Source organism: Actinoallomurus sp. NPDC052274 (assembly GCF_040679475.1).
GTDB lineage: Bacteria > Actinomycetota > Actinomycetes > Streptosporangiales > Streptosporangiaceae > Actinoallomurus > Actinoallomurus liliacearum.
This window is the reverse complement of sequence record NZ_JBFAUT010000066.1, coordinates 19,397-45,070: the sequence shown is the minus strand read 5'-3', so window position 1 is coordinate 45,070 and position 25,674 is coordinate 19,397. Positions and strand designations below refer to the sequence as shown.

At 72.9% G+C, this 25,674-nt stretch carries 24 protein-coding genes and 2 pseudogenes; 11 read left to right on the top strand and 15 right to left on the bottom strand.

What is annotated here, in order from left to right; translation table 11 throughout:
- The coding region (locus AB0K82_RS37520) for a triacylglycerol lipase (protein WP_364406314.1) at positions 1-693 on the bottom strand (693 nt) is incomplete at its 3' end.
- A 470-nt stretch (positions 694-1,163) separates the two neighbouring features.
- Between AB0K82_RS37520 and AB0K82_RS37515 the strand changes: the two genes are divergently transcribed.
- Positions 1,164-1,721: a hypothetical protein gene (locus tag AB0K82_RS37515; RefSeq protein WP_364406312.1), complete on the top strand. Its 558-nt coding sequence runs from the start codon at positions 1,164-1,166 to the stop codon at positions 1,719-1,721.
- A 65-nt stretch (positions 1,722-1,786) separates the two neighbouring features.
- On the opposite strand, the gene AB0K82_RS37510 is transcribed toward AB0K82_RS37515, so the two are convergent.
- Entirely contained in the window at positions 1,787-2,884 is a 1,098-nt protein-coding gene (locus AB0K82_RS37510) for a DUF5925 domain-containing protein (protein ID WP_364406310.1), read from the bottom strand.
- A gap of 106 nt (positions 2,885-2,990) precedes the next feature.
- On the opposite strand from AB0K82_RS37510, the gene AB0K82_RS37505 reads away from it, so the two are divergent.
- Positions 2,991-3,416 carry an OsmC family protein gene (locus AB0K82_RS37505; RefSeq protein ID WP_364406307.1) on the top strand — a complete coding sequence of 142 codons (426 nt, stop codon included), beginning with the start codon at positions 2,991-2,993 and terminating at the stop codon, positions 3,414-3,416.
- A 141-nt stretch (positions 3,417-3,557) separates the two neighbouring features.
- Here AB0K82_RS37505 and AB0K82_RS37500 read toward each other — a convergent pair whose 3' ends face one another.
- From AB0K82_RS37500 to AB0K82_RS37485, 4 genes are all read right to left on the bottom strand, one after another.
- On the bottom strand, positions 3,558-4,448 hold the full coding sequence (locus AB0K82_RS37500) for a TIGR03620 family F420-dependent LLM class oxidoreductase (RefSeq protein WP_364406304.1): 891 nt from the start codon (positions 4,446-4,448) through the stop codon (positions 3,558-3,560).
- 110 nt (positions 4,449-4,558) lie between these two features.
- Positions 4,559-4,891, bottom strand: coding sequence for a metalloregulator ArsR/SmtB family transcription factor (locus AB0K82_RS37495; RefSeq protein ID WP_364406302.1), 333 nt, complete (start codon positions 4,889-4,891; stop codon positions 4,559-4,561).
- Positions 4,892-4,910: 19 nt separating this feature from the next.
- A complete protein-coding gene (locus AB0K82_RS37490) occupies positions 4,911-5,096 on the bottom strand; it encodes a helix-turn-helix transcriptional regulator (protein ID WP_364406321.1) in 186 nt (61 codons plus the stop codon).
- A 321-nt stretch (positions 5,097-5,417) separates the two neighbouring features.
- Positions 5,418-7,364, bottom strand: coding sequence for a helix-turn-helix transcriptional regulator (locus tag AB0K82_RS37485; RefSeq protein WP_364406299.1), 1,947 nt, complete (start codon positions 7,362-7,364; stop codon positions 5,418-5,420).
- 11 nt (positions 7,365-7,375) lie between these two features.
- On the opposite strand from AB0K82_RS37485, the gene AB0K82_RS37480 reads away from it, so the two are divergent.
- Both AB0K82_RS37480 and AB0K82_RS37475 read left to right on the top strand, forming a co-directional pair.
- Positions 7,376-8,302, top strand: a complete 927-nt coding sequence (locus AB0K82_RS37480; protein WP_364406318.1) for an alkene reductase — start codon at positions 7,376-7,378, stop codon at positions 8,300-8,302.
- Between the two features lie 257 nt (positions 8,303-8,559).
- Positions 8,560-9,297, top strand: coding sequence for a hypothetical protein (locus AB0K82_RS37475; protein WP_364406296.1), 738 nt, complete (start codon positions 8,560-8,562; stop codon positions 9,295-9,297).
- 64 nt (positions 9,298-9,361) lie between these two features.
- Here the strand turns inward: AB0K82_RS37475 and AB0K82_RS37470 are convergent, their stop codons facing one another.
- On the bottom strand, positions 9,362-10,906 hold the full coding sequence (locus tag AB0K82_RS37470) for an AMP-binding protein (RefSeq protein ID WP_364406293.1): 1,545 nt from the start codon (positions 10,904-10,906) through the stop codon (positions 9,362-9,364).
- Between the two features lie 12 nt (positions 10,907-10,918).
- Positions 10,919-11,539, bottom strand: a complete 621-nt coding sequence (locus AB0K82_RS37465) for a TetR/AcrR family transcriptional regulator (RefSeq protein WP_364406291.1) — start codon at positions 11,537-11,539, stop codon at positions 10,919-10,921.
- Positions 11,540-11,728: 189 nt separating this feature from the next.
- On the opposite strand from AB0K82_RS37465, the gene AB0K82_RS37460 reads away from it, so the two are divergent.
- Positions 11,729-13,258, top strand: a complete 1,530-nt coding sequence (locus AB0K82_RS37460) for an MFS transporter (protein ID WP_364406289.1) — start codon at positions 11,729-11,731, stop codon at positions 13,256-13,258.
- The gene (locus tag AB0K82_RS37455; RefSeq protein WP_364406287.1) at positions 13,255-14,253 is read left to right on the top strand and encodes an ADP-ribosylglycohydrolase family protein; all 999 of its coding nucleotides are present in this window, start codon (positions 13,255-13,257) and stop codon (positions 14,251-14,253) included. Before AB0K82_RS37460 ends, AB0K82_RS37455 begins: the two co-directional genes overlap by 4 nt.
- Here AB0K82_RS37455 and AB0K82_RS37450 read toward each other — a convergent pair.
- A complete protein-coding gene (locus AB0K82_RS37450; protein WP_364406285.1) occupies positions 14,250-14,468 on the bottom strand; it encodes a hypothetical protein in 219 nt (72 codons plus the stop codon). The two genes, AB0K82_RS37455 and AB0K82_RS37450, sit on opposite strands and share 4 nt — an antisense overlap.
- A 157-nt stretch (positions 14,469-14,625) precedes the next feature.
- Entirely contained in the window at positions 14,626-15,480 is an 855-nt protein-coding gene (locus tag AB0K82_RS37445; RefSeq protein ID WP_364406282.1) for a helix-turn-helix transcriptional regulator, read from the bottom strand.
- 250 nt (positions 15,481-15,730) lie between these two features.
- Between AB0K82_RS37445 and AB0K82_RS37440 the strand changes: the two genes are divergently transcribed.
- On the top strand, positions 15,731-16,582 hold the full coding sequence (locus AB0K82_RS37440; protein ID WP_364406279.1) for an SAM-dependent methyltransferase: 852 nt from the start codon (positions 15,731-15,733) through the stop codon (positions 16,580-16,582).
- Between the two features lie 67 nt (positions 16,583-16,649).
- The gene (locus tag AB0K82_RS37435; RefSeq protein ID WP_364406276.1) at positions 16,650-18,329 is read left to right on the top strand and encodes a class I adenylate-forming enzyme family protein; all 1,680 of its coding nucleotides are present in this window, start codon (positions 16,650-16,652) and stop codon (positions 18,327-18,329) included.
- A gap of 64 nt (positions 18,330-18,393) precedes the next feature.
- Here AB0K82_RS37435 and AB0K82_RS37430 read toward each other — a convergent pair whose 3' ends face one another.
- Positions 18,394-18,903 carry a WYL domain-containing protein gene (locus AB0K82_RS37430; RefSeq protein ID WP_364406273.1) on the bottom strand — a complete coding sequence of 170 codons (510 nt, stop codon included), beginning with the start codon at positions 18,901-18,903 and terminating at the stop codon, positions 18,394-18,396.
- A 164-nt stretch (positions 18,904-19,067) separates the two neighbouring features.
- Between AB0K82_RS37430 and AB0K82_RS37425 the strand changes: the two genes are divergently transcribed.
- A complete protein-coding gene (locus AB0K82_RS37425; protein ID WP_364406270.1) occupies positions 19,068-20,675 on the top strand; it encodes a benzoate-CoA ligase family protein in 1,608 nt (535 codons plus the stop codon).
- Positions 20,676-20,685: 10 nt separating this feature from the next.
- Here AB0K82_RS37425 and AB0K82_RS37420 read toward each other — a convergent pair whose 3' ends face one another.
- Genes AB0K82_RS37420 through AB0K82_RS37405 form a run of 4 tightly spaced genes read right to left on the bottom strand, consistent with a single transcriptional unit; the run spans position 20,686 to position 23,380 of the window.
- The gene (locus AB0K82_RS37420; RefSeq protein ID WP_364406316.1) at positions 20,686-21,333 is read right to left on the bottom strand and encodes a Rieske (2Fe-2S) protein; all 648 of its coding nucleotides are present in this window, start codon (positions 21,331-21,333) and stop codon (positions 20,686-20,688) included.
- 2 nt (positions 21,334-21,335) lie between these two features.
- A complete protein-coding gene (locus tag AB0K82_RS37415) occupies positions 21,336-21,938 on the bottom strand; it encodes a sigma-70 family RNA polymerase sigma factor (RefSeq protein WP_364406267.1) in 603 nt (200 codons plus the stop codon).
- A gap of 45 nt (positions 21,939-21,983) precedes the next feature.
- Positions 21,984-22,913 carry a metallophosphoesterase gene (locus AB0K82_RS37410; protein WP_364406264.1) on the bottom strand — a complete coding sequence of 310 codons (930 nt, stop codon included), beginning with the start codon at positions 22,911-22,913 and terminating at the stop codon, positions 21,984-21,986.
- Positions 22,910-23,380 (bottom strand): cupredoxin family copper-binding protein, encoded by a 471-nt coding sequence (locus AB0K82_RS37405; RefSeq protein WP_364406261.1) that lies wholly within the window; start codon positions 23,378-23,380, stop codon positions 22,910-22,912. The genes AB0K82_RS37410 and AB0K82_RS37405 overlap by 4 nt, the downstream gene beginning before the upstream one ends.
- A 213-nt stretch (positions 23,381-23,593) precedes the next feature.
- Between AB0K82_RS37405 and AB0K82_RS37400 the strand changes: the two are divergent.
- A pseudogene (locus AB0K82_RS37400) lies at positions 23,594-23,764 on the top strand (DUF5999 family protein); the annotation flags it as partial.
- Positions 23,765-23,864: 100 nt separating this feature from the next.
- Positions 23,865-25,643 (top strand): annotated as a pseudogene (locus tag AB0K82_RS37395) (glycoside hydrolase family 15 protein); the annotation flags it as partial.
- Positions 25,644-25,674: the final 31 nt, after the last annotated feature.

Here is a 25,674-nt window from a genome sequence, read left to right as displayed (position 1 = left end):
GGACGAGGAGTCGGGTTTCACCCGGCGGTCGGTGTCGCCCCCGCATCCCGGCCTGCGCGGTGAGGCCATCGAGGGGCTGCTGCGCCCGGGCGCGGCGTAGTTGTTGGTGGCGCCGTTCAGCTCGGTGCTGGTGTAGGGGTTGATGACCCCGTCGCACGGCGAGTACCAGGTCGCGTACTTCGTGTCGCCCGGCGTCTCGTCACCCGACGACAGCGTGGCGATGAACGACGAGCCGGGGGTCATCTCCTGGCAGGTGACGTACACCTCGCACGCCAGCGCGGCGGTGGTGCCGTGGTTCGCGCCCGCCAGTGACGCCAGGTGGCGGACGTACTGCTGGCCGCCGAGCTCCTTGATGTACCAGAGGCTGACCAGGCCGCCCATCGAGTGGTTGACGATGTCGACCTTGTCCGCGCCGGTCTGCCGCCGTACCTGCTGCACGTACGAGGCGAGGGACGCCGCGTTGGTCTTGTTGTCGCCGTAGGAGTCGTAGTTGAAGGCGTACAGCTCGTTGGCGCTGTAGCCGGCCGCCTCGAACACCGCCTCGGCGGTCACCCAGTTGGTCGAGTTGCCGGTGTAGCCGTGGACGAACACGACGGGCGTGTGGCCGGCGGCGTGCGCGGTCCCGATGGTGCCGAAGACGACGCCGACGGCGGCGAGTACGGCCGCCAGCAACGAGCCGAGTGTTCGGCGCATGAACTCCTCCTGCGGGGTGGGAAGGGTTGATACGCCGCAGAGTCTCCGGCTCCGGAGCCGACCCCCGCATCGGTGAAATCGCCAGTGTCCACCAGTGGACTCCACTCACCCAGCCGTCATTCCTCAAGGCGACGCCGCTCTGATGGATTCGGCTCGCGTCGGGGCGGGCGTAATGCTCGGTGAAGCCACTCGGAGCGGGGTCCGAAAGAGGGCGAACCGCCCGGTGGTGCGGGCCATTACCGAGCCCTTGCGCCAGCCCCCTGTACGACCCTGGGCGACGATGCTCGGTCGCGTGGGCTTTTGCCGAGCCTTGCGCGCATCCCCTGGGCGTCGGCCGGACGCTCATCCCTCGGCCGCCACCCGAGCGGTCCCCCGGGCGGGTACGGCTCCGAGAAAAGCTGGAGACGGTGGGCTCCCCGCCGTGCAGACTGTCCAGTACCTCGTCCACCCACGCATTGGAAGCCCCCCATATGACCGCGATCGTCGGCATCACTGACGGCAAGACCGTCGTCATCGCTGGAGACTCCGCCGGGGTAGGCGGAGACGTCACTCAGCCCCGTCTGGACGCCAAGGTCTTCGTCAACGGGCCTTACGTGATCGGCTACACCACCTCATTCCGCATGGGCCAGATCCTCCGCTACGCCTTCAAGGCCCCGGTCCCGCCCGACGGCGAGGACGGCCTGCACGCGTTCATGTGCACCGGTTTCATCAACGGCGTTCGTGAGGGCCTCAAAGAGGGTGGATGGGCCAGCAAGAGCAACGATCAGGAAGAAGGCGGGTCGTTCCTCGTCGGCCTCCGTGGCCGTCTCTTCGAGATCGGCTCGGACTACCAGGTGGGCGAGCTGGCGGACGGATACACGGCGGTCGGGTGCGGAGCGGAGATCGCCCTCGGAGCCCTCCACGCCACGGCCGACGCCGGCATGCCCCTCGAAGCCCGTGCCATCGCCGCGCTCGAGGCCGCGGCGCACTTCTCCACCGGGGTTCGAGCACCATTCACGATCGTCGGCACGGCAGAGCACGAGGGCTGAGCGGCATCGCCGCCGAAACGCGAAAAACGGCCGTCATCCTCATCAAGAGGACGACGGAGCGTCGCTCAGAGGTAGAAGCCGGTGCCCGAGGTCGGGGGCGGGGCGTCCGGGGCGCGGCCGTCGCGGATCGCGTAGAGCTCCGCGAGCGTCGCGCCGTCGGGGACGCCGTCCGTGGTGCCCAGCCAGGTGGCCGCCTCGGCCCTGGACAGCGGACCCATCTCGATCTGCGCGATGCACCGGCCGGGGCGAACGACGGCGGGATGCAGACCGGCCAGCGGCCGGTTGGTGGTGAGCGCGACGAGCACGTCGCGGCCCTGGCCGACCAGGCCGTCGGTGAGGTTCAGCAGGCGGGACAGCGCCTGCCCGGTCTTCTCGCCGCCCTCGGCGCGGATCAGCTCGTCGCAGTCCTCGAGGACGAGCAGCCGCCAGCGCCGGTCCTCGTCGTCGTCCTCGTCCCCCACGGCGACCTCCATGAGGTAGGCGGGGTCGCCGAAGAGCTCGTCGGGGTCGAGCACACAGTCGAACTGGCACCACTTCGCCCATTCGCGGGCCAGGGCCCGCAGGGCCGTGGTCTTTCCGGTGCCGGGGGGACCGTGCAGGAGGAGGAGCCGGCCGGTCACGTCGGCCGCCTGGACCGCCGCGAGCCGGTCGACGGCCGCCGCGGCCCTCGCCGCGTAGTTCCCTCTGATCTCCGCCCACGGCGGCGCCGTGATCGACCGCTCGCGGCGCTGTGGCCCTTGCCGGCCGGAGTGCCAGAAGCCCATCTCGACGCGGTCCTGCGCCGGTGCCTCGTCGACGGCGTCGCGGACCGACTGCGCGAGGATCGCCGCGGCCAGTTCGTCGCTCACGGCCGTGACCTCGACGACGCCCGCCCCGCTGCGCCAGCGGGCCGCCCGCAGGGTCCAGCCGTCGCCGGAGGCCAGGAGCGCCTCGCAGTTGTCCTCGCGGACCGCGCGGAGCACCCCCGCGTCCGCCGGGCGCAGCGGCGCGTCGGGGCGGATCCGGTCCAGGTGCTTGACCCGGGCGTACGGCTGGCGGCCCGTCGTGAACGGCTGCAGGGCGAGGACGTCGATCACGCTGCGGAGCGAGTCGGTCGTGTCGAGGCGGTAGTCGACGGGTGCCTCAGGCTCGGCCCCTATGATCGGGACGACGGGTTCGGACATGCCCTCGATGATCGGGGCGCCGTTGGGCCGAGTCCAGTGAATTACCACTCTTCGGGCGCGCCGCCGCTCGGCGGCGGACCCCGTGCACGTCCAGAAGGAGCATCACATGGCCACCGTCCGTACCGCGAACGCTCACTGGGAAGGCCCGCTCATGGGCGGGCAGGGCAAGGTGTCGCTGGACTCCTCCAAGGTCGGGGAGTTCGAGGTGAACTGGCCGTCCCGGGCCGAGAAGCCCGAGGGCAAGACGAGCCCGGAGGAGCTGATCGCCGCCGCGCACAGCACGTGCTTCTCGATGGCGCTGTCGCACGGCCTCGCCGGGGCCGGCACGCCGCCGGAGTCGGTGGACACCCGTGCCGACGTGACCTTCCAGCCGGGTGAGGGCATCACCGGCATCCACCTGACCGTGCGCGCGTCGGTGCCCGGCCTGTCCGCCGAGGACTTCCAGAGCGCCGCCGAGCAGGCGAAGGCCAACTGCCCGGTGAGCAAGGCGCTGGCCGGGACCAAGATCACGCTCGACGCGTCCCTGGCCTGATCCGGTCCGGCGTGGGCGCCGGTACGTCCCGCGCCCACGCCGCGCCCCGGCTCAGGCACCGGACCGGGCTCAGGCACCGGGCCGGGCTCAGGCGCCGGGCCGGGCTCAGGCGCCGGGCCGGGCTCAGGCGCCGGGCCGGGCTCAGGCGCCGGATCGGAGTGGCAGCGCGTCGCCGAGCGTGCGCCAGTGTGGCATCGCCGACGCGCCGGGCTCGATGCCGATGACCTGAACGGCGACGTGGTCGGCGCCGGCCTCGACGTGGCCGTGGAGCCGCTCCACGATGGCGTCCGGGTCGCCCCAGAAGACGAGGTCGTCGACGATGCGGTCGCTGCCGCCGCCGGCGATCTCCTCCTCCGAGTAGCCCAGCCGGCGGAACTTCGCGATGTTGTACGGAGTCGTCAGGTACGGGTGAAGGTGCTCGCGCGCGATCGCGCGGGCCGTGCCGGGATCGGTCTCGAAGAGCACCGGGTGCTCGACGCCCAGGAACGCGTCCGGCCCGAGGGTCTCCCGCGCCTGCGCGGTGTGCGCGACCGTGACGTGGTACGTGTGGGCGCCGGCGGCGTGGTCGCGGGCCAGTTCGAGCATCCTGGGCCCGTACGCGGCCAGGACCCGGCGCATCGGAGCCCGCGGCGCGGGGCTCGCCGCCTCGATGGCGTCCATCGCGTCGAGGTACTCGCGCATGGCCGCCAGGGGCTTGACGCCCGGCAGCCGCTCGCCGCCGAACCCCAGGCCGAGCACGTGCCGGTCCGGGTAGGCGTCGGCCAGGAGACGGCCGCCGCCGTACGTCGCCCGGGCCGTGCGCGACCAGATCTGCGCGATGCCGTTGACGACGTGCATCCGCTCGGTGGCGGCGAGCAGGTAGCCGGCCTGCGTGAACGCCTCCCGCCCGCCGACCTCGGGGAACCAGAACGCCCGCCAGCCCAGCTCCTCGAGCTCCTGGATCGACTCGCGCATCCGCGCGGCCGGCTGGTGCTCGAAGTCGAACGTGTAGATCCCGAACGTCCCGAGATCCAGGCCGTCAATGCCGCCCATCGAACATCTCCTCGTCCACTCCAGCGTGACGCATCGAAATATCGCAGATCTTCGATATGAGATGCAACCCATCGCCGTACCGCCACGACCGTACGAGGGTCCGGCGCTCTCTAGAGGGTCCGGCCGAGCGCGGCGACGAGCTGGGCGATGCGCTGCTCGTCGCGCTTGTAGTGGGTCCACTTGCCGACACGCGTGGCGCGCACCAGGCCGGCACGCTGAAGTTCGGCCATGTACGCGGACACCGTCGACTGGGCCAGGCCCGCCTTGGCCTGGATGTGGCTCACGCACACCCCGACCTCGACCTGGTCGGCGATCGCCTGCTCCGGCGGGAAGTGACGCTCGGGCTCGCGCAACCACGACAGCATCTGCAGCCGCATCGGATTCGACAGCGCCTGCAACGCGCGGACCAGGTCGGGATCCGGTGAGAGCGCATCGTCCGCCATGGATCCGGAGTATAGGTCGCTACCGCGTCAGCTCCAGGCGGGCCAGCTCGCGGCGGGACGAGACGCCGAGCTTCGGATACGCCTTGTAGAGGTGGTACTCCACCGTCCGCGGGCTCAGGAACAGCTGCGCGGCGATGTCCCGGCTGCTGTTCCCCTCCGCCGCCAGCCGTACGACCTGCAGCTCCTGAGGGGTGAGCCGCTCCAGGAGGTCGGCGGCGGCCGGGCGGGCGGCGGTCGCGGACTCGCCGGTCGCCCGCAGCTCGGTCCGCGCCCGCTCGGCCCACGCCTCGGCGCGCAGTCGTTCGAAGATCTCCAGCGCCGAGCGCAGCGGGAGGCGCGCGTCGGAGCGGCGGCGGGCGCGGCGCAGCCACTCCCCGTACAGCAGTTCGGTCCGGGCCCGTTGGAACGGCCGCCCGCCCTTGTCGTGGAGGCGCAGCGCCTCGGCGTACGCCGCCTCGTCGTCGTGCAGGAGCGCGCGAGAGCGGAGGGCGACCGCTCGCGCCCACGGCAGGCCGCCGGCGCGCGCCTACTCCTCGAACCGGCGGAGCGCCGGCTCCGCCCGTTCGTGGCGCCCGGCGCGGACCGCCGCCTCCACCTGGTCGGCGTTCGCGACGGTCACGGCGGTGGTGAAGTCCCCGGGACCGCGTCGCGCCTCCTCCAGCCGGTCGAGCGCGTCGTCGTAGCGGCCGAGGCCGAGGTCGAGGAGGCCGCGCGCGCAGGCCGCGGCGGCGGCCTCGGCGCCCGGCGCGCTCCGGCCGCCGACGCCGAGCGCGTCATCGGTCAGCGCCCGGCAGCGCTCCTCGTCACCCTGGACGGCGGCGACCCAGGCGAGCACGATCTCCAGCCGGCCGACCCGTTGGCGCCGGCCGGTGTCGCGGGCGATCGTGATCGCCTCGGCGACGTTCGCCTCGACGTCGCGGAACAGCCCGGCGGCGACCTGCGCCTGGGCCAGGCGCTGCAGCGCGCCCGCCAGTTCGCCGGCCAGGCCCCGCTCCCGGCAGCGGGCGACCTCGGCGGTCGCCAGCCGGATCGCCGCGTCGTCATCGCCGAGGATCAGCCCGGCGTGGATCGCCTCGACGAGCGCGCCGGGCTCCTCGGGCCCCGCGTCGGACACATCCGTCCGGCGACCGCCGCCCGGCGCGTCCTCGAGAACCTCCCGCATCAGCGGGACGCCGCGCGCGAAGTCGTCGTCGACGAGGTGGGCCATGCCCTGGATCAGCGGATCCCGGTACCCGGCCGCGGCCGACCGTTCGGCGGCGGCGCGGATCGCCTCCGCGTCGCCGGAGAGCCAGGCGTACGAGGCGCCCATGCGCAGCATCGCGGCCGCTCCGCGGTCGTCGGCGACCTGCGCGACGAGGATGCGGGCGGCCTGCCGGGGATCGCCGCGTTCGAACTCGACGGCGGCACGGATCCGCGCCAGCCGCGTCCGGGCGGCCGGATCGGCGGTGAGTCCTTCGGCCCGTACGGCGAGCTCGCCGGCGCGGTCGGCGCCGCCCGCGCTCAGGGCGGCTCCGGCCGCCTCGGTGAGGCGCCGGGCCTGGCCGCCGGTGTCGGGCGTCAGCTGGGCGGCCTGCTGGAACAGGGCCGCGGCGGCCGCCCCGGCCGCGCGGTCGCGGGCGCGTACGGCGGCCGCCTCGAGGTCGGCGGCGACGTCCTCGTCGGGCGCGGTCGCGGCCGCGGCGCGATGGCGCGCCCGGCAGTCGGGGTCGGCCGCGGCGGCGGCGAGGGCCCGGTGCACGGTGACGCGGCGGGCGAGCGAGGTGCCCTGGTAGGCGGCGGCGCGGACCAGCGGGTGCCGGAAGGAGATGGAGGTGCCGGTCACCTCCACCAGCCGCGCCTGCTCGGCCGGTTCGAGGTCGTCGGGGGACACGTCCAGGGCCGTTGCCGCGCCGAGGAGCGTCGGCAGGTGGCCGCGCGCCTCGGCGGCGGCGACGAGCATCATCAGCCGGGTCCGCTCGGGCAGCCGGCCGATCTGGGCGCGGAAGGCCGCGAGAACCCGGTCGGCCACCGGCAGCGGCCCGTGCCCGCCGTCGTGCCGCCGCCCGGTGGCTCCCAGTTCCAGGAGCGCGAGCGGGTTGCCGTCGGCCTCGGCCATGACCCGGTCCCGGCGATCGGAGGGCAGCCGTCGGCCGGCGAGGAGCCGCGCGGCGTCGGCGCGGTCGAGCCTGGTCAGCTCGATCTCGGGCAGGCCGTGCCCGGCGAACCCGTCGTCGCGGGCGGCGAAGACGATGACGACGCCCTCCGCCGACAGCCGGCGCGCCGCGAACAGCAGCGCGTCCACGCTCGCCGAGTCGATCCACTGCGCGTCGTCGACCAGGCACAGCACGGGCGTCTCGTCGGCGAGGTCGGCCAGCAGCGTGAGGAGGGCCAGCCCGGTGAGGAAGCGGTCGCCCCGGCCGGGGCCGCCGGAGCCGAAGACCGTGCGCAGCGCGTCCGCCTGCGGGCCCGGCAGGCCCGACAGTCGTTCCTGCACGGGCCACCGGGCTGATCGTCACGGAGGGCACGCAGCCGAGCGTGATCGGCCAGGGCTACCTCAACACGCCGGGCCTGCACTCCTCCGAGCAGGTGGCGGCCTGGCGGAAGGTGACCGACGCCGTCCACGAGAAGGGCGGCCGGATCGTCGTCCAGCTCATGCACTCCGGTCGGATCGGTCACCCGGTCCTGTACCCGGACGGAGCGCTCCCGCTGGCGCCCTCGGCGATCGCCTCGGGGCAGAAGCTGTTCACTCCCGAGGGCATGCTCGACCACCCGACGCCCCGGGAGATGACGGTGGACGACATCGCCCGGACGATCGAGGACCACGCGTCCGCCGCGCGCAACGCGCTGGACGCCGGGTTCGACGGCGTCGAGCTGCACGGGGCCAACGGCTACCTGATCCATCAGTTCCTCGCCGATGGCAGCAACCGGCGGACCGACGCGTACGGCGGTTCGGTGGCGGGCCGGATCCGGTTCGCGGTGGAGGTCGCCGAGGCGGTCGCGGACGCGATCGGGCCCGAGCGGGTCGGGATCCGGGTCTCCCCCGGCGCCCCGGTGAACGGCATCACCGAGTCCGACACCGGCGAGCTGTACCCGGCGCTCGCCGGCGCGCTGGCGCCGCTGGGCCTCGCCTACGTGCACGTGATGGAGGCCGGCGACCGCGGGCCGACGCGCGCGATCCGGGCCGCGTGGCCGGGCGCGCTGATCCTCAACCCGCATCCGTCGCCGGAGCCGCTCCCGGCGACCCCCGAGGCCGGCGTCGACGCGCTGCGGGAGGGGCTGGCCGACGCGATCGCGCACGCCCGCCTGTGGCTCGCCAACCCGGACCTGCCGGCACGGATCAAGGCGGGCGGTCCGTACAACGAGGCGGACATGGCGACCTTCTATGGCGGCGACCACCGGGGCTACACCGACTACCCGGTGCTCGGCGCCTGACCGCCGCCGAGCCGGCGACGACCGTGGCGACCACGGCCGTCCGACGCTCGGTACCGGACCGCCGCCGAGCCGGTGACCGCCGTGGGGGGACCACGGCCGTCCGACGCTCGGTACCAGACCGCCGCCGAGCCGGTGACCGCCGTGGGGGGGGGACCACGGCCGTCCGGCGGCCGAGGCGGCCCCATCCTCATGCGATCCCCGAGGCCACGCAGTACAGTGCGCCGGAGGACCAGAGCCTGAGGCGGAGGATGCGCGCGGTGACCACCGAGCTCCCGGACGAGCCCGCACCGACGCCGTACGTCGCCCGGTACCGGCGTGTCTCGCCGATCCTCATGATCGTGGCCGGGGCGTTCGCCTGCGGGAAGGCGATCCGCTGGATCGCCGGCGCGGCACACGGCGGGCACCCGGACCGCGTGCCCCCGCCCATGGCGCTGGCGGTCGCGTCGATCCTGCTGACCGCCGCCGGGGCGGTGCGGCTGGCGCGGGCCCGGCGCACCGGCGGGATCGCCTTCGCCGTCGACGCGGACGGGATCTTCCTGGGCGCGTCGACGGACGGCGGGCACCACCGGTTCACCTGGGACGAGGTGAGCGCGCTCGTACTGTTCTCCCGGCGTACGGACTTCGTCCACGGCACGGTCCGGTGCGTAGGGCTCCGGGTGCACCCCACCGCCCCGGGCTCCCCCGAGCGGCACCTCGCCGAACTCGACGAGGCGGTCTCCCGCCACGACCTTCCGCTGGGCGCCTGGGCCCGCCTCCGCCGGCTCGACCGGCGGCCGACGCGAGAGGGACTGGTGCTCGCCGTCAGCTTCCACGCCGAGGCCCGTGGCTGGCGGTGCCACTCCGCCCGGCTGGCCCGGGCCATGCGCGCGTACGCGCCCGGGGTCCCCGTCGTCCGCGAGCCGTCCGAGCGGTACTACGACCTGGTCGGCTGGCGGGCCGACCAGGTCGAGCTGCGCCGGATTCTCGAGGACGCCGAGCTGGGCCACTGGTGCTGAGCGGCGCGCCGATACCTGCTCATCCGCCGCTGGGCCGGCGCGCCGGCATCGGCTGCCGCGCGCCTCAGATGCGCCTGTCCCGGCCGGTCCAGTAGGGCTCGCGGACGAGCCGCTTGTAGAGCTTGCCGGTGGGCGTGCGCGGCAGGGCGTCGACGAAGTCGACCGAGCGGGGGGCCTTGTAGCGGGCCAGTGAGGCGCGGCAGTGCGCGATCAGCTCCTCGGCCAGCTCGGGCGAGGGCACGTGGCCCTCCTCCAGCTCGACCGCCGCCTTGACCTGCTCGCCGTACTCCTCGTCGGGCACGCCGAAGACCGCGACGTCGCGTACCGCCGGGTGGGTGATGAGGACGCCCTCGATCTCGGCCGGGTAGATGTTGACCCCGCCACTGATGATCATGTCGATGGCCCGGTCGGCGAGGAACAGGTACCCGTCCTCGTCCAGGTGGCCGATGTCGCCGGTGGTGAACAGCCCGTCGCGGTGGATCGAGGCGGTCTTCTCGGGGTCGCCCCAGTACTCGACGTCGTCGCCGCTCGCGTAGCGGAACCACAACTGCCCGGGTTCGCCGGGCTTGGACGGGGTGCCGTCCGGGCGCAGCACGTGGGTCTCCACGGAGGGCAGCGGCCGCCCGACCGTGCCCGGCCGTTCCAGCCACTCCTCGGACGTGACGACGGTGTTGATGGACGCCTCGGTCGACCCGTAGTACTCGTACACGACCGGGCCGAGCCATTCGATCATCCGGTGCTTCACGTCGGGCGCGCACGGCGCCGCGCCGTGCCAAACGGCGGCGAGGCTGGACAGGTCGTACGCGCGGCGGGTCCGCTCGTCGAGGCGGAGCAGCCGGACGAACTGGGTCGGCACGAGGTGCGTGTTGGTGATCCGGTACCGCTCGACGAGCCGCAGCGTCTCCTCCGGGTCGAAGCCCTGCCGCATGACGAGCGAGCGCCCGGCGCACAGCAGGACGTAGGAGAAGAGCCACTGCGCCGAGTGGTAGACCGGGCCGACCAGCAGCGATCGGCCGCCCTCGGGGATGTGAAGGGCCTGGGCGTACGTGGGGGCGATCGTCGCCATCGTGTCGATCGGCGCGCCGGGCCGCACCAGTTTGCGGCTGACCCCCTTCGGACGGCCCGTGGTGCCCGACGTGTAGATCATCGGCCAGCCGAGGACCTGGTCCGCGGGTTCCCCGTCCGGGCCGGCGGCCAGAACGTCCTCGTACGGCCGGAAGCCCGGGATCTCGCCCAGGCCGATCCTGATGCACGGGTCCGTCTCCGCCGTGGCGGCCACGGCGGTCTCGGCGAACCGGGCCTCGGAGAAGATCGCCTTCGCGCCGGAGTCGGCCAGCACGTACGCCAGCTCGTCCGCGCTCCAGTGCCAGTTGACGAGGACGTACCGCAGGCCGATGTGGGTGGCCGCCGCCATGATCTCGACGTGCTCCCGCCGGTTCCCCGAGTGGATCGCGATGACGTCGCCCGCGGTCAGGCCGAGGCCGCGCAGCGCCCCCGCGAGCCGGTCGACCCGCGCGTCCAACTCCCGCCAGGTGGTCGTGCCGCGCTCGTCGACGACGGCGGGCTCGTCCGGCCGGGCCTGGGCGTACGGGCGGAGAAGTCGGGCCATGAGGACCTCCGATCAGTCGGTCTGGGCACCCGCCATGCGCAGCGCCAGCTCCACGTAGCGGGCCTGGAGCTCGGCGGCGCCGGGCCGCCGGTCGCGGAACCACTCGCTGATGTGCACGCACATGTCGAGGATCGGGACGGCGGTGAGGACCGCGGCGGCCCGGCCGTCGCCGCCGACCAGCCGGAACACGCCCTTCTCGTGCCCGGCGAGCAGGACGTCGACGACGCGGTCGCGCAACCGCCGGCGGATGGTCACGATCTCGTCGTACCACGCGCCGCCGAGCAGCCGGTACTCCCGGTTGGCGACCCGCGCCGTCTCCCGGTGGTCCGCGTGCCGCCGGACGTACACCGCGACGATCGCCCGCAGCTCTTCGCGGGGGTCCCCCGCGACGGCCTCCAGCGCTGCGGTCACCTCGTCCTCCAGCCGCAGGTGGATGTCGCGGACGATGACGTACAGCAGCTCGTCCTTCGACCCGAAGTGGTTGTAGAGGGCGCCGGGCGTCAGGTCGCACGCCTCGGTGATCTGCCGCACCGGGGTCGCGAGCGCGCCCTGACGGTAGAACAGCTCGACCGCGGCCGCGGCGAGCCGGCGCTGGACGCGCGACCCTCCGAGTGGCAGGTCCGATTCGGTCACCGGCTTCGTTCCTCCTCTTGACTGCCGCCCGACCCGAGCGTACTAATGGGTTCCATTCTGTGAATGAACGCTCATTCACTACGCTTACACGGCCAGGATGACACAGGTCGTCCGGGTCCTCGGGGGCGGGGTGCCACGTGCGCTCCGGAGCGTACGCACGCATCGAATCCCGCAGGAAACGAGGTGGCGATGGCCCCCACCGACCCGACGACGTCCCCGTCCGACGGCCTCTCGCTCGACCGGCTGTGGAGACGCGGCCTCGACCGTTATCCGGACACCGCGGCGCGTTACCGCTATCTGGCCGTGGCGGTGTTCGTCACGATCGTCCTGTACTACGAGCTGTACGTCGCGGGCGGCGTCGCGCCGCTGATGCTCGCGCATTTCAAGATGTCGTTCATCTACTACGTGAACATCCTGGTGGTGTCCAACCTGGTCGGTGCGTTCGGATCGCTGGCCGCGGGCATCGCCGACCGGTGGGGCCGCGCCAACCTCGTGACGTACGGGCTGCTGGCCACGGGCGTCCTGGCGATCCTGACGCCGTTCGCCCCGGACAAGGCGACGTTCGCCGTCTTCGCCGTCCTGTCCGGGCTGGTCGAGGGGATGTGCCTGGTCGCCACGCCCGCCCTCGTCCGCGACTTCTCACCGCAGATCGGCCGCGCCTCGGCGATGGGCTTCTGGACCCTGGGCCCGGTGATCGGCAGCCTGGTCATCAGCTTCGTGGCCAACCGCACCCTGCCGCACTTCGACGAGTCCTGGTCCAGCCAGTACTACATCGTCGGTGTCGTCGGACTCGTGGCGTTCGCCGTCGCCCTGGTCGGGCTGCGGGAGCTGCGGCCGGGGCTCCGTGACCAGGTGATGGTGAGCATGGCGGACCGGGCGCTGGTCGAGGCCCGGGCCGAGACCGCCGAACGCGAGGCCGACCTCCGCAACCCCTGGCGGCAGATGCTGCGGCTGAACATCCTCGCCCCGGCCCTCGGCGTCAGCGTGTTCCTGCTGATCTACTACACCGCGGTCGCGTTCTTCACCATCTACCTGACCTCGAACTTCGGCCTCACCACCGCGAAGGCCAACGGCGTCAACAGCTGGTACTGGGCGATGAACGCGATCTCCCTCGTCATCGTCGGCGTGGTGTCGGACCGGCTGCGGGTGCGCAAGCCCTTCATGGTGGGCGGCACGGTCCTCGCGGTCGTGATGACGTACGCGTTCCTGACGCGCACCACCCATCCGCACACGAGCGCGTCCACCCTGATCTGGATCATCAGCCTGCTCGCCGTCGGCCTCGGAGTGGCGTACACGCCCTGGATGGCGGCGTTCACCGAGACGGTCGAGCGGCGGAACCCCGCGCTGACCGCCACCGGCCTGGCCGTCTGGGGCTGGATCCTGCGGATCGTCGTCTGCGTCGCCTACTTCGTCCTCCCGTACGTGGTCGGCGCCATGGACACGCTGACCCGGGCGCCCGAGGTGCTCGCCGCGGCGAAGAAGGTGCCGCCCGGCACGCCCCCGCCGCCCGCGCTGCTGCAGGAGCTCGGCAAGATCAAGAAGGCGGCGGCCGACGCACCGCACCAGTGGCAGCACTGGTGGTGGGTCTGCATCGCCACCGAAGTGGCCTTCGTCTTCCTCATGCTGCCGCTGGCGGGCCGGTGGAGCCCGAAGGCGGCCCGCGCCGACGCCGAGGCGCACGAGCGGGAGGTGGCCAGGCTCACGGGCTCGGCGGAATGACCGACGGAACCATCGAGACCGCCGGCACGTCCGTACTCCTGATGCTCAACAACGATCAGCGAGACCGGGCGGCCGGCCTGCTCCTCGGCGCGGCCTGCGGGGACGCGCTCGGCGTGCCGTACGAGTTCGCCGAGCCCCTGCCGGAGACCGCCGTGCCCGAGATGGTCGGCGGCGGGCTGGGTCCGTACGCGCCCGGCGAGTACAGCGACGACACCCAGATGCAGGTCTGCGTGGCCGAGGTCGCCGCGACGGCGGGCGACCTGCGCTCGGAGGAGGCGCTCGACGGCATCGCCGAGCGCTTCCTGCGGTGGTTCCACGGGGGCGCGAGCGACGTGGGCCTGCAGACCTCCGGGGTGCTGGCGGCCACCGCGCGCGCCGGCGGCCTCGCGCGGTCGATGCGGGAGGCGTCGGCCGACCTGCACCGCAAGACGGGGCGCACGGCCGGGAACGGCTCGCTCATGCGGACCGGGATCGTGGCCCTGCCGTACCTGGCCGACCCGGCGGGGATGGCGGAGGCCGCGCGGCTGGTCAGCTCGCTCACCCACTTCGACGACCTGGCGGCGGACGCCTGCGTGCTGTGGTGCTCGGGCGTACGGCGGGCGGTGCTGGACGCGACGTTCGACGGCGTCCGGGAGGGCCTGGACCTGCTGCCCGCCGAGCGGCGGAACCACTGGGCGGCCTGGCTCCGGGACGCCGAGACCGGCCCGCCGTCGCGGTTCAGCCCGAACGGCTTCGTCGTGCCCGCGCTGCAGGCCGCCTGGTCGGCGATCACCCACACCGCGAACCTCACCGGCGGCCTCGTCGCCGCCGTCCGCGTGGGCAACGACACCGACACGGTCGCGGCGATCGCCGGGGCGCTGCTGGGCGCGCGCTACGGCCTGTCCGCCGTGCCGGACGAATGGCGCGCGCAGGTGCACGGCTGGCCGGGCCTGCGCGCCGACGACCTGGTGAGCCTGGCCCGCCGCGCCGCCGAACCGACCGCCGACCGGCCCTAGCTCGCCGCGTCCTCCCCCGGCCCGCCCGCGCCGCCGCCCGGACGCGCGCGCCGAGGTCCGTTCTGGTGCGACTCGTCGTGGCGGCGGGCGAGGCGCAGGGCGTACTCGCGCGGCGACACCCCGAGCCGCCAGGTGCACACCGCACAGGCCAGGTGGTCGTTGGTGGTCTGTTCGTCGTGGACGATGTCGACCACGCCGATCCGCAGGTTCTCCACGGCCCGCACCGTACACGCAGCGTGACAGGGCACTCCACTTCCGTGACGCGCGTGTCAGCGAGCCGGTGGCGGGGTCAGCGGACGAGGACGCGCACCTCCACGCAGTTGCCCTCGGGGGTGCTCTTGGAGCTCTTTCGCCACAGGTCGTCGGTGCGCGTCACAGGCCCTCCAGGATCGTGCCGATGAGATCGATGGACTCGTCGGGGGTGGCGCTGACGACGCTGAGGCGGTCCATGGCGAGGGTGTACCGGTCGACGTCCTCGCGTTTGTCGAGGTAGAGCGCGTTGCCGAGCTGCTCGACGTAGACCACGTCGGTCAGCTGCGGGTCGGCGAACCGCAGGATGGTGAACCCGCCGGGCGCGGCGTGCAGCGCGCCGGCCTCGAAGGGCGTGACCTGGAGCGTGAGGCCCGGCTGCTTCGCCACGGCCATGAGGTACTCCAGCTGGCCGCGCAGCACCTCGGGACCGCCGACGGGACGGCGCAGCGCCACCTCGTCGATCACCGCCCACAGCCGCAGCACGCCGTCGCGGAAGCGCCGCTGCCGCGTGGCCCGCAGCGAGACCCGGCGCTCCACGTCCTCCGGCGGGAAGTCGCCGAGGGAGATGACGGACGCGGCGTACTCCTCGGTCTGCAGCAGGCCGGGGATGAACTGCGGCTCGTAGGTGCGGATGCGGGCCGCCGCCTGCTCCAGCCCGACGTAGGGCTGGAACCAGGAGGGCAGGATGTCGCCGTAGCTGTGCCACCAGCCGGGCTGGTTGGCCCGGCGGGCGAGGGTCAGCAACTGGTCGCGCTCCTCCTCGGCGGTGATGCCGTACAGCGACAGCAGGATCGCGACGTCCGCCTCCTTGAAGCCGCTGCGGCCGAGCTCCATCCGGCTGATCTTCGACTCGGATCCGCCGATGGCCCTGGCGGCCTCGGCCGAGGCGACCCCGGCCCTGTCCCGGAGCCGGCGCAATTCGGATCCGAGAAGGATGCGGAGCGCGGTGGGGCCGCTCGCTCCCGCGTTCGCCATGACCTCGACCTCCTTCGCGGCAGGCCTCCGAGTCTTCCACGACCGGCCGGGGACCGCCGCGATGCAATCCCATTTTCCGATGGGCTTGCATCCTCAGCGTCGTGGCGCAATGCTATCCCATGGCTGGATGCAATCCCATTGTCAGCCGTGGCCAGGCATGTGATGGTGATGTGGGCGATCCTGTGGCCGCCCACCGATCGTCCGTGTCCGGCGGCAGGTTCCCGGATCCAGCCGCCGGACACGGGCGTTCGTGGAAGAATCGACCGCCTCCGACATCCCGGCGATGAGGCTTCTCGTGACGGACTACGACCGGCAGAACGAGTTCCGGCCTGAAATCCCCAGCCCGGCGCGGGTGTACAACTACATCCTCGGCGGCAAGGACCACTATCCCGCCGACCGCGTCGTGGCGGAGAACACCATGGCGGCCCTGCCGAGCGCGCGCGACGCCGCCCAGGAGAACCGCGGGTTCCTGCGCCGCGCGGCCCGGTTCCTCGCGGCCGAGGCGGGCGTCCGGCAGTTCCTCGACATCGGCACCGGCCTGCCGTCGAACGGGCAGGTCCACGAGGTCGTCCAGGAGATCGCCCCGGAGTCCCGGGTCGTGTACGTCGACAACGACCCGGTCGTGCTCGCCCACGGGCGGGACATGCTGCACGGGATCGACGGGACGGCGATCGTGCGCCACGACCTGCGCGACCCCGAGGGCATCCTGGCCGATCCCGTGCTGCGCCGGCTGCTGGACCTCGACCGGCCCGTCGGCCTCATGCTGGTCGCGGTCCTGCACTTCATCCCCGCCGCCGAGGACCCGCACGAGCTGGTCCGCCGCCTCCTGAAGCCGCTCCCGGCGGGCAGCCACCTGGTGATCTCCCACGCCACCGACGACGGGGACGACGACGTGGAGACCGCCCTGGAGGAGAACTACAAGACCTCCAGCTCGGCCCATGTCCGGACCCGCGCGCAGGTCGAGGCGTTCTTCGCGGGTCTCGAACTGGTCGAGCCCGGTGTGGTGTGGACTCCGCTGTGGCGCCCCGACCAGGCGTCCAGCCCGCTCAGCGACGATCCGTCCCGGAGTGTCTGCTGGGCGGGAGTCGCCCGCAAACCCTGAAGCCGCCCACCTCAGGGGACTTTTCTAGAACGGCATTCGGATCGTAGGCTCCGGTCCGGAGGTGCCCATGAAGAGTCTGGATGAGGTCAGGGCCGAGCTGACCGCGCCGGGACAGCTGTTCGAGATGGACGAGGTCGACATCCGCGGCGTGCGGACGCGCGTCTGGAAGTACGCTTCCCCATCGTTGCGGGCCGTCCTGGAGAACAGCCGGGGGCACGGCGACAAGCCGTACATCGTCTACGAGGACGAGCGCCTGACCTTCGAGGAGCACTTCCGGCACGCCGCGACGTTCGCGCGCCGGCTGACCGAACGGTACGGCGTGCGGAAGGGCGACCGGGTCGCCATCGCGATGCGCAACTGCCCCGAATGGTTCGTCGCGTTCTGGGGCGCCGCGGCCGTCGGCGCCATCGTCGTCCCGCTGAACGCCTGGTGGACGGGTCCTGAGCTGGAGTACGGACTGCGGGACAGCGGCGCGACGGTCCTGGTGGCCGACGAGCAGCGCCTCGACCGGCTCACCGACGTCCTGCCCGGGCTCGGCGTCGCCACGATCGTCGTCCGGGCCGAGGGGACACCGCCGCCGGGCGCGGAGGCGTACGAGTCGGTGCTCGGCGACGTCACCGAGACCACCCTTCCGGACGCCGACATCGAGCCGGAGGACGACGCGACGATCTTCTACACCTCCGGCACGACGGGCCGGCCGAAAGGCGCGCTCGGGACGCAGCGCAACATCACCGGCAACACCCTGAGCCTGGCGTACGCCATGCTGGGCGCCGGCCTGCAGGCGGGCAGCCCGATCGAGGAGCTGGCCAACCCGGGGCGACGCATCACACTGACGAGCCTGCCGCTCTTCCACGCGACCGGCTGCCACACCGTTCTCGTGGCCAGCGCGGTCCTGGGCGGCTCCATCGTCCTGATGCACAAGTGGAGCGCCGAACGCGCGCTCCAGCTCATCGAACGCGAGCGGGTAACGGCGTTCGGCGGGGTGCCGACGATGGCCTGGCAGCTGCTGACCTCCCCCGAGTTCGACAAGTACGACACCTCCAGCCTCGCGTCGGTGTCGTACGGAGGCTCGCCCGCTCCGCCCGCCCTGCTGGAGAGGATCAAGGAGGTGCTCCCGGAGCGGGTCCCGAGCAACGGGTACGGCCTGACCGAGACGTCGGCGGTGACCACGTACAACAGCGGGATCAACTACCTGACGCATCCCGACAGCATCGGCCCGGCGGTCCCGGTGTGCGACGTGAAGGTCGTGGACCCGGCGGGCGCGGACCTGCCCACCGGTGAGATCGGCGAGCTCCTCGTCCGGGGGCCGAACGTCATCAAGGGCTACTGGAACAACCCCGAGGCGACCGCGCAGGCGTTCCACGACGGCTGGTTCCACACGGGGGACCTGGCGCGCATCGACGCGGACGGCTTCGTCTACATCGTCGACCGGGCCAAGGACATGCTGATCCGCGGCGGAGAGAACGTCTACTGCGCCGAGGTCGAGTCGGCGATGTACGACCATCCCGCGGTCGCCGAGGCCGCCGTGATCGGGGTGCCGCACGAGGCGCTGGGCGAGGAGGTCGGCGCGGTCGTCTGCCTCCGCCCGGGACTGACGGTGACGCCGGAGGAGCTGCAGGAGTTCCTCCGCGAACGCATCGCCGCGTTCAAGGTCCCGGCCCACATCTGGTTCCGCGAGGGCGAACTGCCCCGCAACCCGGCCGGCAAGATCCTGAAGACGCGGCTCCGCACGGAGCTGATCGGCTGAGACGCGTCCTCGCCGCCGGGGTGGACGGGGCCGGGCGGCCCCGTCCACCCCGGCGGCGGTCGGATCAGCGACGGCAGTGCGCGGTCCGCGCCGCGCGCGGCTGGAACGGCAGGAAGCGGTCGGCGCGGTGCGGGCGCGCCGGGATCTCGGTCGCCTCGAGGGCGAGCATCCGGTCGAAGCGGAAGGCGCGGATGTGCCGGCGCAGCCGGCACCAGCCGACGAGATACCAGTGGTCACGGTGCACGAGGCAGGTCACCGGCTCCACCTCGCGAACCGTGACGTCACCCCGGGCATCGGCGTAGTGGAGGCGGACGACGAGGCGCGCGGTGATCGCGCCCGCCGCGGTCCGGGCCCGGTGCGCCGTCGCCGGGTCGAGCGGGCGGGCCAGGGTGTCGAGGGTCGTGCCGGCGGTCTCGGCCGGGTCGAGATCGTCGAACAGGCGGCGCAGGGCCCGGCGGGCCGTGGCGGACTGCGGACCGGCGCCCAGGTGGGCGAGCGAGAGGGCGAGGGCCGCCACCTCGGGGGCCGGAAGTGAGGGACGGGTACGGCTTGCGAGCGTCGCGTTCTCGGCCATGGTTCGATCATACGTTCGAACACTGACATTTTCGAGAGCCGTTCCCCCGCTTCTGCCCCGCTCCGGGCACGGGGCGACTAAGATCATCAACTGCCCGGCGCCGGCGAGACGCGGCATCGACGGCAGGTCCGTTCAGCAACGAGTTACGTCCCCCAGTCAAGGGCGTGAGGCCGGTGTTCAACGCCAGCACCCATCTCGTCGACCGGCATGTCGAGGCCGGCGACGGCGACCGGATCGCCGTCACCGGGCCGGGCGGCACACTCACCTACACGGACCTGCTGGGCCGGATCCGACGCACGGCCGCCGGGCTGCGCGAACTCGGCGTACGGCCCGAGGAGCGGGTCTTGCTCTCCATGGCCGACGGCCCGGACCTGCTCACGCTGATCCTCGCGGCGATGCGCGTCGGCGCCGTGCCGGTCCCGGTGTCCACGATGCTGACCGCCAAGGACCTCGCCGGGCTCCTGCGCGACTCGCGGGCGCGGGTGCTGGCCGCCAGCCCGGAGTTCGCCGCGTCCGCCGAGGAGGCCGCGCAGTCCGCGCCCGAACTGGCCGCGTTCCTGCTGAGCGGGCCCGACGCGCCGACGCCGCCCGCCTGGGCGGAGGGTCACCGGCTGGACGCCGTCGTCGGCGACGAGGGGAACGGCGACCCGTACGACACCCATCCCGACTCCAGCGCCCTCTGGCTTTACACCTCCGGGACGACCGGCCTGCCCAAGGCCGCCGTCCACCGGCACGCCTCGATCCGGTCGGTCGCCGAGACGTACGGCGCCCAGGTGCTCGGGATCGGGCCGGAGGACCGGTGCCTGTCGGTGCCGAAGCTCTTCTTCGCGTACGGCATCGGCAACTCCTGCTTCTTCCCGCTCTCGGCCGGCGCGTCGACCGTGCTCGAGCCGGGCCGCCCGACGCCGGCGCTGATCGCCGAGCGCGTCCGTCGGGACCGGCCGACGCTGTTCTTCGCCGTGCCGACCTTCTACGCCGCGCTGCTCGCCGCGGAGCTGCCCGCGGAGACGTTCGCGCCGGTCCGTACGGCGGTGTCGGCGGGCGAGCCGCTGCCGGCGCCCATCTTCCGGCGGTTCGCCGAGCGGTACGGCGTGGAGATCCTCGACGGCATCGGCGCCACCGAGGCGCTGCACATCTTCATCTCCAACCGCGCGGGCCAGGTGCGGCCGGGCACCAGCGGCGTGCCGGTCCCCGGGTACGACCTGCGCGTCGTCGACGACTCCGGCGCCGACGTGCCGCGCGGCACGCCCGGGAACCTGATGGTGCGCGGCGACTCGATCGCCACCGGCTACTGGTGCCGTACGGCGGTGACCCGGAAGGTGTTCCAGGGCGAGTGGCTGCGCACCGGCGACACGTACGTCGTCGAGGAGGACGGGGCCTACCGGTTCCTCGGCCGCTCCGACGACATGATCAAGGCCGGCGGGATCTGGGTGTCTCCGAGCGAGGTCGAGGCCCGGCTGCTGGAGCACTCCGGCGTCGCCCAGGCGGCGGTGGTGGCGCTGCCGGACGGCGACGGCCTGGACAAGCCCATCGCCGCCGTCGTACGCGCGCCCGGATCCGCCGTCACCGCCGAGGAGCTCGTCGCGTTCTGCCGGGACGGGCTCGCGTCCTTCAAGCGGCCCCGCGCGGTGCACTTCGTCGAGTCGCTGCCGACGACGGCGACCGGGAAGGTCCAGCGCTATCTCGTCCGCGAACGCCTCGGCCGAGCCGGCCGTAGCCCGGCGGCTCCGGGCGACGGCGGGCTTGACCTCCTGGACGAGACCCGGTCCTGACCCGCAGGCCCTAAATGGCGGTGACGTAGACCTCGACGACGCCGCGCGCCTCGCGGACGGCGAGCCGGGGGAGCGCGGGGATCGGCGCGGAGAGCCTGTGGTAGAGGACCTTGCCGTCGAGGGCGAAGAGCGCCCGATGGCAGGGGCAGCGCAACCGCGCGCCGCCCTCGACGTGCAGGCGGCAACCCTGGTGCGTGCACACGCCGGAGACCGCCCGCAACCGACCGGCCCTTCGGGCCACGAAGCCGGTGATGCTGCCGGCGTCGAAGGGGACCACCGCCCCCTCCGTGAGCTCGGCCGCCGCCGCGACCGTATGCCACCTGCCGTTGAGGGGCCGCAGCGTTCCGTCGCCCGCGAACGTCGGACCGCGGGTGAACGCGCGGTCGATCGACACTCCCGCGACGGCTCCGGCCCCGGCCAGCGCGCCGCCCAGGACCAGCCGGCGGCGGACCGGCAGCGGCGGCCGCGCGGGCTCCGGCTCCGCCAGGCGACGGTGCAGGTCGGCGACGAACTCCTCGCGCGGCGCGTCCGATCCCGGACGGGCGGCCCGCAGCTCGATGGCCAGGCGGAGCGCGTCCGCGTCCGCGTCGTCGACCGGGAAGGGATGCGGACGGCGGCCCTTGATCAGATCCTCGACGTATCGCCGCAGGCCCTTCATGGTCACCACCCCCTCCTGTCTCCTGGAGATTCTTCCCGGACGATCTCGGCGGCGAGCCTGAGCGCCCGATGCTGGAGCACTTTGACGTTCCCGGCGCTGGTCCGCAGTTCGCGGGCCGCCTCGCGAATCGAGTAGGACCGCAGGAAGCGCAACTCCAGGACGCGCCGGTACCGGTCGGGCAGCGCCGCCAGGATCCGCTCGACGCGTTCCGGAGAACGGCCGGTCTCGGGCGGCCGCCCGAAGTCAGCCGCCACGCGCTCCAGGTCGATGCCGGTGATCTCGCGCCCGAGCGTGCGACGCCAGTGCGCGGCCAGCACCGTACGGGCGGTGACGAGCAGGTACGCGCGGACCTCGCCCACGCTCGCGGAGGTGCGCAGCGGTCGCAGCGCGGTGAGGAAGACCTCGGCGGTGAGGTCCTCGGCGTCGGGCCGGTTGCCGACCTTGGCGAACATCAACCGGTAGATCCGCTGCACGTTGTCGAGGTAGATGGCCTCCCAGCCGGTGTAGGCCTCCCCCTCCACCAGGCGCAGCGGCGGGCGGTGTTCAGCGGGAGCCTCGGCGTCCGGCCCCGGGCGTTCGCGCCGTCCCGGGATCCAGCGGTCCATGACCAGTCCCCTTCACCATCGTCGCACGGTGGCGGGGCCGGGGACTCAACCGAGTCTCTTGTCGCGGATCGCCAGGGCGTGCCGGCCGCGCACGTAGCCGACCTCACGGATCCCGAGCGCGTGCCGCAACCGCCCGGCCGGCAGGGTGACCGGGGCGGGTGCCGGGCCGTCGCCCGGGTGCGGCAGCGGATAGGCGGTGGTCGTGGCGCTGTGGAACGTGACGTTGCCCTCCGTCTTGGTGAAGAGCTGGTGGATGTGACCGTTGAGGCAGGTCACCGACGCGAACCGCCGCAGGAGGGCGAGGGCCTGTACGGAGTCGTCGGTCGCCCAGCCCCACTTGGGGTACAGCGCGAACATCGGGATGTGGCTGAGCACGACGATGGGCGTGTCGCTGGACAGCCCGGCCACGTCCTTGCGGATGAAGTCGAGCTGCTCGGCGCCCAGATGCCCGAGCTTGCTCATGTGCAGCGTGTTCACCAGCGCGATGAAGTGCACGCCGTGCACGTCGAAGCTGTACCAGCCGTCGCCGCGCGTCCCGGCGCCGAAGGCCCGGCGGTACTTCTGACCCGCGTCGTCGATGGAGTCGTGCTCGCCCGGCACCGTGAAGACGTGTCCCGTCTTCAGCGTCGTCATCATCTGCTTGACCTGGTCGAACTGCCCTGGAGTGGCCAGGTGGGTCAGGTCTCCGGTGTGGAAGACGAAGTCGGGCCGGTGCGGCAGCGCGTTGACCCGGTGCAGCGCGTCGGCGAACGAGTCGGCGACATCCGTGTTCGCCGGTCCGTGGAAGCCGATGTGGCTGTCGCTGATCTGCACGAACCGCAGCGCGGCGTTCGCGGGCAGCGCGTCGCTCGATCCGGCGACGTGGCTGACCACCTCGCCGCCGGCGACCGCGAGGACGACCACTCCCCCGAACCACGCGCTGTGCCGAAGCAACTGACGGCGGGTCATGCCGGCGGGATCATTCTCGGCGTTCACGGCGTCACCACCACCGTTCCGCGCATGAACGGATGGATCGAGCAGACGTACGGGTAGCTTCCGGGCTTGGTGAACCGGTGGCGGAACGCGCCGCCCGGCGTCAGCGTCGCGGAGCGGAACGCTCCGCCGTTCGCCACCACCGTGTGCGGCTCCTCGTCCTTGTTCGTCCAGGTCACCGTGGTGCCGACCTTGACGGACACCGACGCCGGCGCGAACGCGAAGCCCTTGATCGACACAGAGTTCGCGGCGACCGGTGCGGCGGCGGGCGCGGCGCCGGACCCGGAGCCGCCGTGCATCCGCATTCCCGGCATGGTCCCTGCCGGGGCGTCGGCCCGGGGCGCGGATCGGGCCGCCGGTGAGCTCACGGTGTCCTGCCCCCAACCGCAGGCGGCCGGCAGGAGCATCCCGCCGACGGCGATGAGCGCCGCGGGCCATGGCCGCCCACGAGCGAGAGATATGCGGTTCATCGGTATTCCCCCCGTTCCGCGTGGGCGGTGATCTCCGCCCTGCGGACGTCGTCGTATATCCGCACTTCGCGGACCTTCCACCTGAGATAGGCCGGGGGGTTACACCAGGCGTCCGAGCCGCCTCCGCGGCGGATCTACCGGCTGTAACCCGTGCGCCTATCTCTTGTCGAAGGCGCTCTTAGGGAAAGGCGCTCACCAGCTCGGAGGTTTGCCATGTGCCGCCATCGACCGCACTGTCCACCGGCCGACGCCGTCGACCGGGACGCCGCGCACACCGTCGTCTCCCACCCCGAGCAGGGATGGAGTCTGCTGTGCAACGGCGTCGTCCTCTTCGACGACACCGGAGAGCTCCTGCCGGACGGCGCAGCGATCGCACCGCACCGGCACACGGACGCCCACTGCGGCTCCGTACCCGACCCCGGGCCGCCACGGGCCCGTCCGAGACGGTCGCCCGCATGTGGCGCCCGCCGATAGGAGGTGTGGCATGAGCACCCGGCCGATCAGCGATCACGGCCTCCTGTCCGACTGCCGCTCGGCCGCCCTGGTCACCTCGGACGGCTCGGTGGACTGGCTGTGCGCACCTCGCTTCGACAGTCCGGCGATCTTCGCCAGGCTGCTGGACGAGCAGGCCGGGCACTGGTCCATCCGCCCGTCCGCTCCCGCGCGGGTCGCCCGCCGGTACCTCGACGACACCCTCGTCCTGGAGACGACCTTCCGTACCCGGGGCGGCACGGTGGTCCTGGTCGACGCGCTCGCCCTGGGCGGCCGCGAGCGCGGGCACGGGCTGGGCGCGTCCTCGCCCGGCGTCCTGCTCCGCGAGGCGACCTGCGTCGAGGGGCGGGTCGACCTCGAGGTCTGCTACGCGCCCCGCCCCGAGTTCGGGCTGATCCATCCCCGCCTGGAGCATTCGCGCGGGGTGCTGATCGCCCGCGGCGGCGCGCAGGTGCTCACCCTGTCGACGCCCGTCGACCTTCGGGTGAGCGGCTCGACGGCGCACGCCACGGTCACGCTGAGAGCCGGGGAACGTCTCTCGATGGCCCTGCACGCCGCCCCCTGCTGGCAGGCCGAACCGGTGTGCTGGACTCCGCGGCTCGTCCACCGCCGCGTCAGGGACACGATCGCCGGCTGGCGCTCCTGGTCCCGGGCGCACACGAGCTACGAGGGACCGTGGCAGGACGAGGTGGGACACAGCGGGCGGGTGCTGCGCGCACTGACGTTCGCCCCCACGGGGGCGATCGTCGCCGCCGCCACCACGTCCCTGCCCGAATGCGTCGGCGGGGGGCGCAACTGGGACTACCGCTACACGTGGATCCGGGACGCCAGCCTCACCGTGCAGGCCCTCACCACCGCCTCGTCGTGCGAGCGAGAACAGGCGGCGTTCTTCGGCTTCCTCGCCCGCGCCGCCGCCACCCAGCTCGACCGTGGCGTCGACCTTCAGATCATGTACGGCATCGGCGGCGAATGCGACCTGTCGGAGCGGCCGCTGCCCCACCTGACCGGGTGGCGTGACAGCGCCCCGGTGCGCGTCGGCAACGACGCGTGGCGCCAGCGCCAGCTCGACGTCTACGGCGAGATGCTCGACGCGGCGCATCACCTGTCCGGCGACACGGCGGAGAACGGCCTTGATCCGATCACCCGCGGCTTCCTGCGCGACGCGGCCGATACCGCCGCCCGCCGCTGGTGGGAACCGGACCGCGGGATCTGGGAGGTCCGCGGGCCGAACCGGCACTTCCTGCATTCCAAGCTCATGTGCTGGGTCGCGCTGGACCGCGCCATCGCCCTGGCGCCCGTCCTGCGGGCGACCGGCCGCGTCGAGGACTGGAGACGGGTCCGCGCGCAGATCCGGAACGCGATCCTGACGGAGGGCTGGAATCCGCGGACCGGCACGTTCACCCAGGCGTTCGGCGGCACCGAACTCGACGCGTCCGCGCTGACCATCCCGATCGTCGGATTCCTTCCCGGCGACGACCCGCGGGTCAGGTCCACCGTGGCGGCGATCGCCGGACGCCTCACCGACGAACGGGGCCTGGTCCGCCGCTACACCGGACCCGACGGGATGCCCGGCGGAGAAGGCTCATTCCTCCTGTGCACGTTCTGGCTCGCGCAGGCGCTCGCCCTCACCGGGCAGCGCGGGCCCGCCGAGCGCGTCTTCCGGACCGCCGCGTCGCAGGCCAACGACGTCGGCCTCCTCGCCGAAGAGGTGGACACCTCGACGGGAGAGCCGCTCGGCAACTTCCCGCAGGCGTTCAGCCACGTCGGCCTGATCAACGCCGCGCGCGCCATCCGCGACGCCG

Coding starts and splice junctions, on each gene's coding strand:
- AB0K82_RS37435 (WP_364406276.1), top strand. CDS start 16,650: ATGAAGAGTCTGGATGAGGTCAGGGCCGAGCTGACCGCGCCGGGACAG.
- AB0K82_RS37495 (WP_364406302.1), bottom strand. CDS start 4,891: ATGGCGGACGATGCGCTCTCACCGGATCCCGACCTGGTCCGCGCGTTG.
- AB0K82_RS37470 (WP_364406293.1), bottom strand. CDS start 10,906: ATGGCCCGACTTCTCCGCCCGTACGCCCAGGCCCGGCCGGACGAGCCC.
- AB0K82_RS37420 (WP_364406316.1), bottom strand. CDS start 21,333: ATGAAGGGCCTGCGGCGATACGTCGAGGATCTGATCAAGGGCCGCCGT.
- AB0K82_RS37415 (WP_364406267.1), bottom strand. CDS start 21,938: ATGGACCGCTGGATCCCGGGACGGCGCGAACGCCCGGGGCCGGACGCC.
- AB0K82_RS37505 (WP_364406307.1), top strand. CDS start 2,991: ATGGCCACCGTCCGTACCGCGAACGCTCACTGGGAAGGCCCGCTCATG.
- AB0K82_RS37510 (WP_364406310.1), bottom strand. CDS start 2,884: ATGTCCGAACCCGTCGTCCCGATCATAGGGGCCGAGCCTGAGGCACCC.
- AB0K82_RS37455 (WP_364406287.1), top strand. CDS start 13,255: ATGACCGACGGAACCATCGAGACCGCCGGCACGTCCGTACTCCTGATG.
- AB0K82_RS37460 (WP_364406289.1), top strand. CDS start 11,729: ATGGCCCCCACCGACCCGACGACGTCCCCGTCCGACGGCCTCTCGCTC.
- AB0K82_RS37405 (WP_364406261.1), bottom strand. CDS start 23,380: ATGAACCGCATATCTCTCGCTCGTGGGCGGCCATGGCCCGCGGCGCTC.
- AB0K82_RS37515 (WP_364406312.1), top strand. CDS start 1,164: ATGACCGCGATCGTCGGCATCACTGACGGCAAGACCGTCGTCATCGCT.
- AB0K82_RS37445 (WP_364406282.1), bottom strand. CDS start 15,480: ATGGCGAACGCGGGAGCGAGCGGCCCCACCGCGCTCCGCATCCTTCTC.
- AB0K82_RS37430 (WP_364406273.1), bottom strand. CDS start 18,903: ATGGCCGAGAACGCGACGCTCGCAAGCCGTACCCGTCCCTCACTTCCG.
- AB0K82_RS37500 (WP_364406304.1), bottom strand. CDS start 4,448: ATGGGCGGCATTGACGGCCTGGATCTCGGGACGTTCGGGATCTACACG.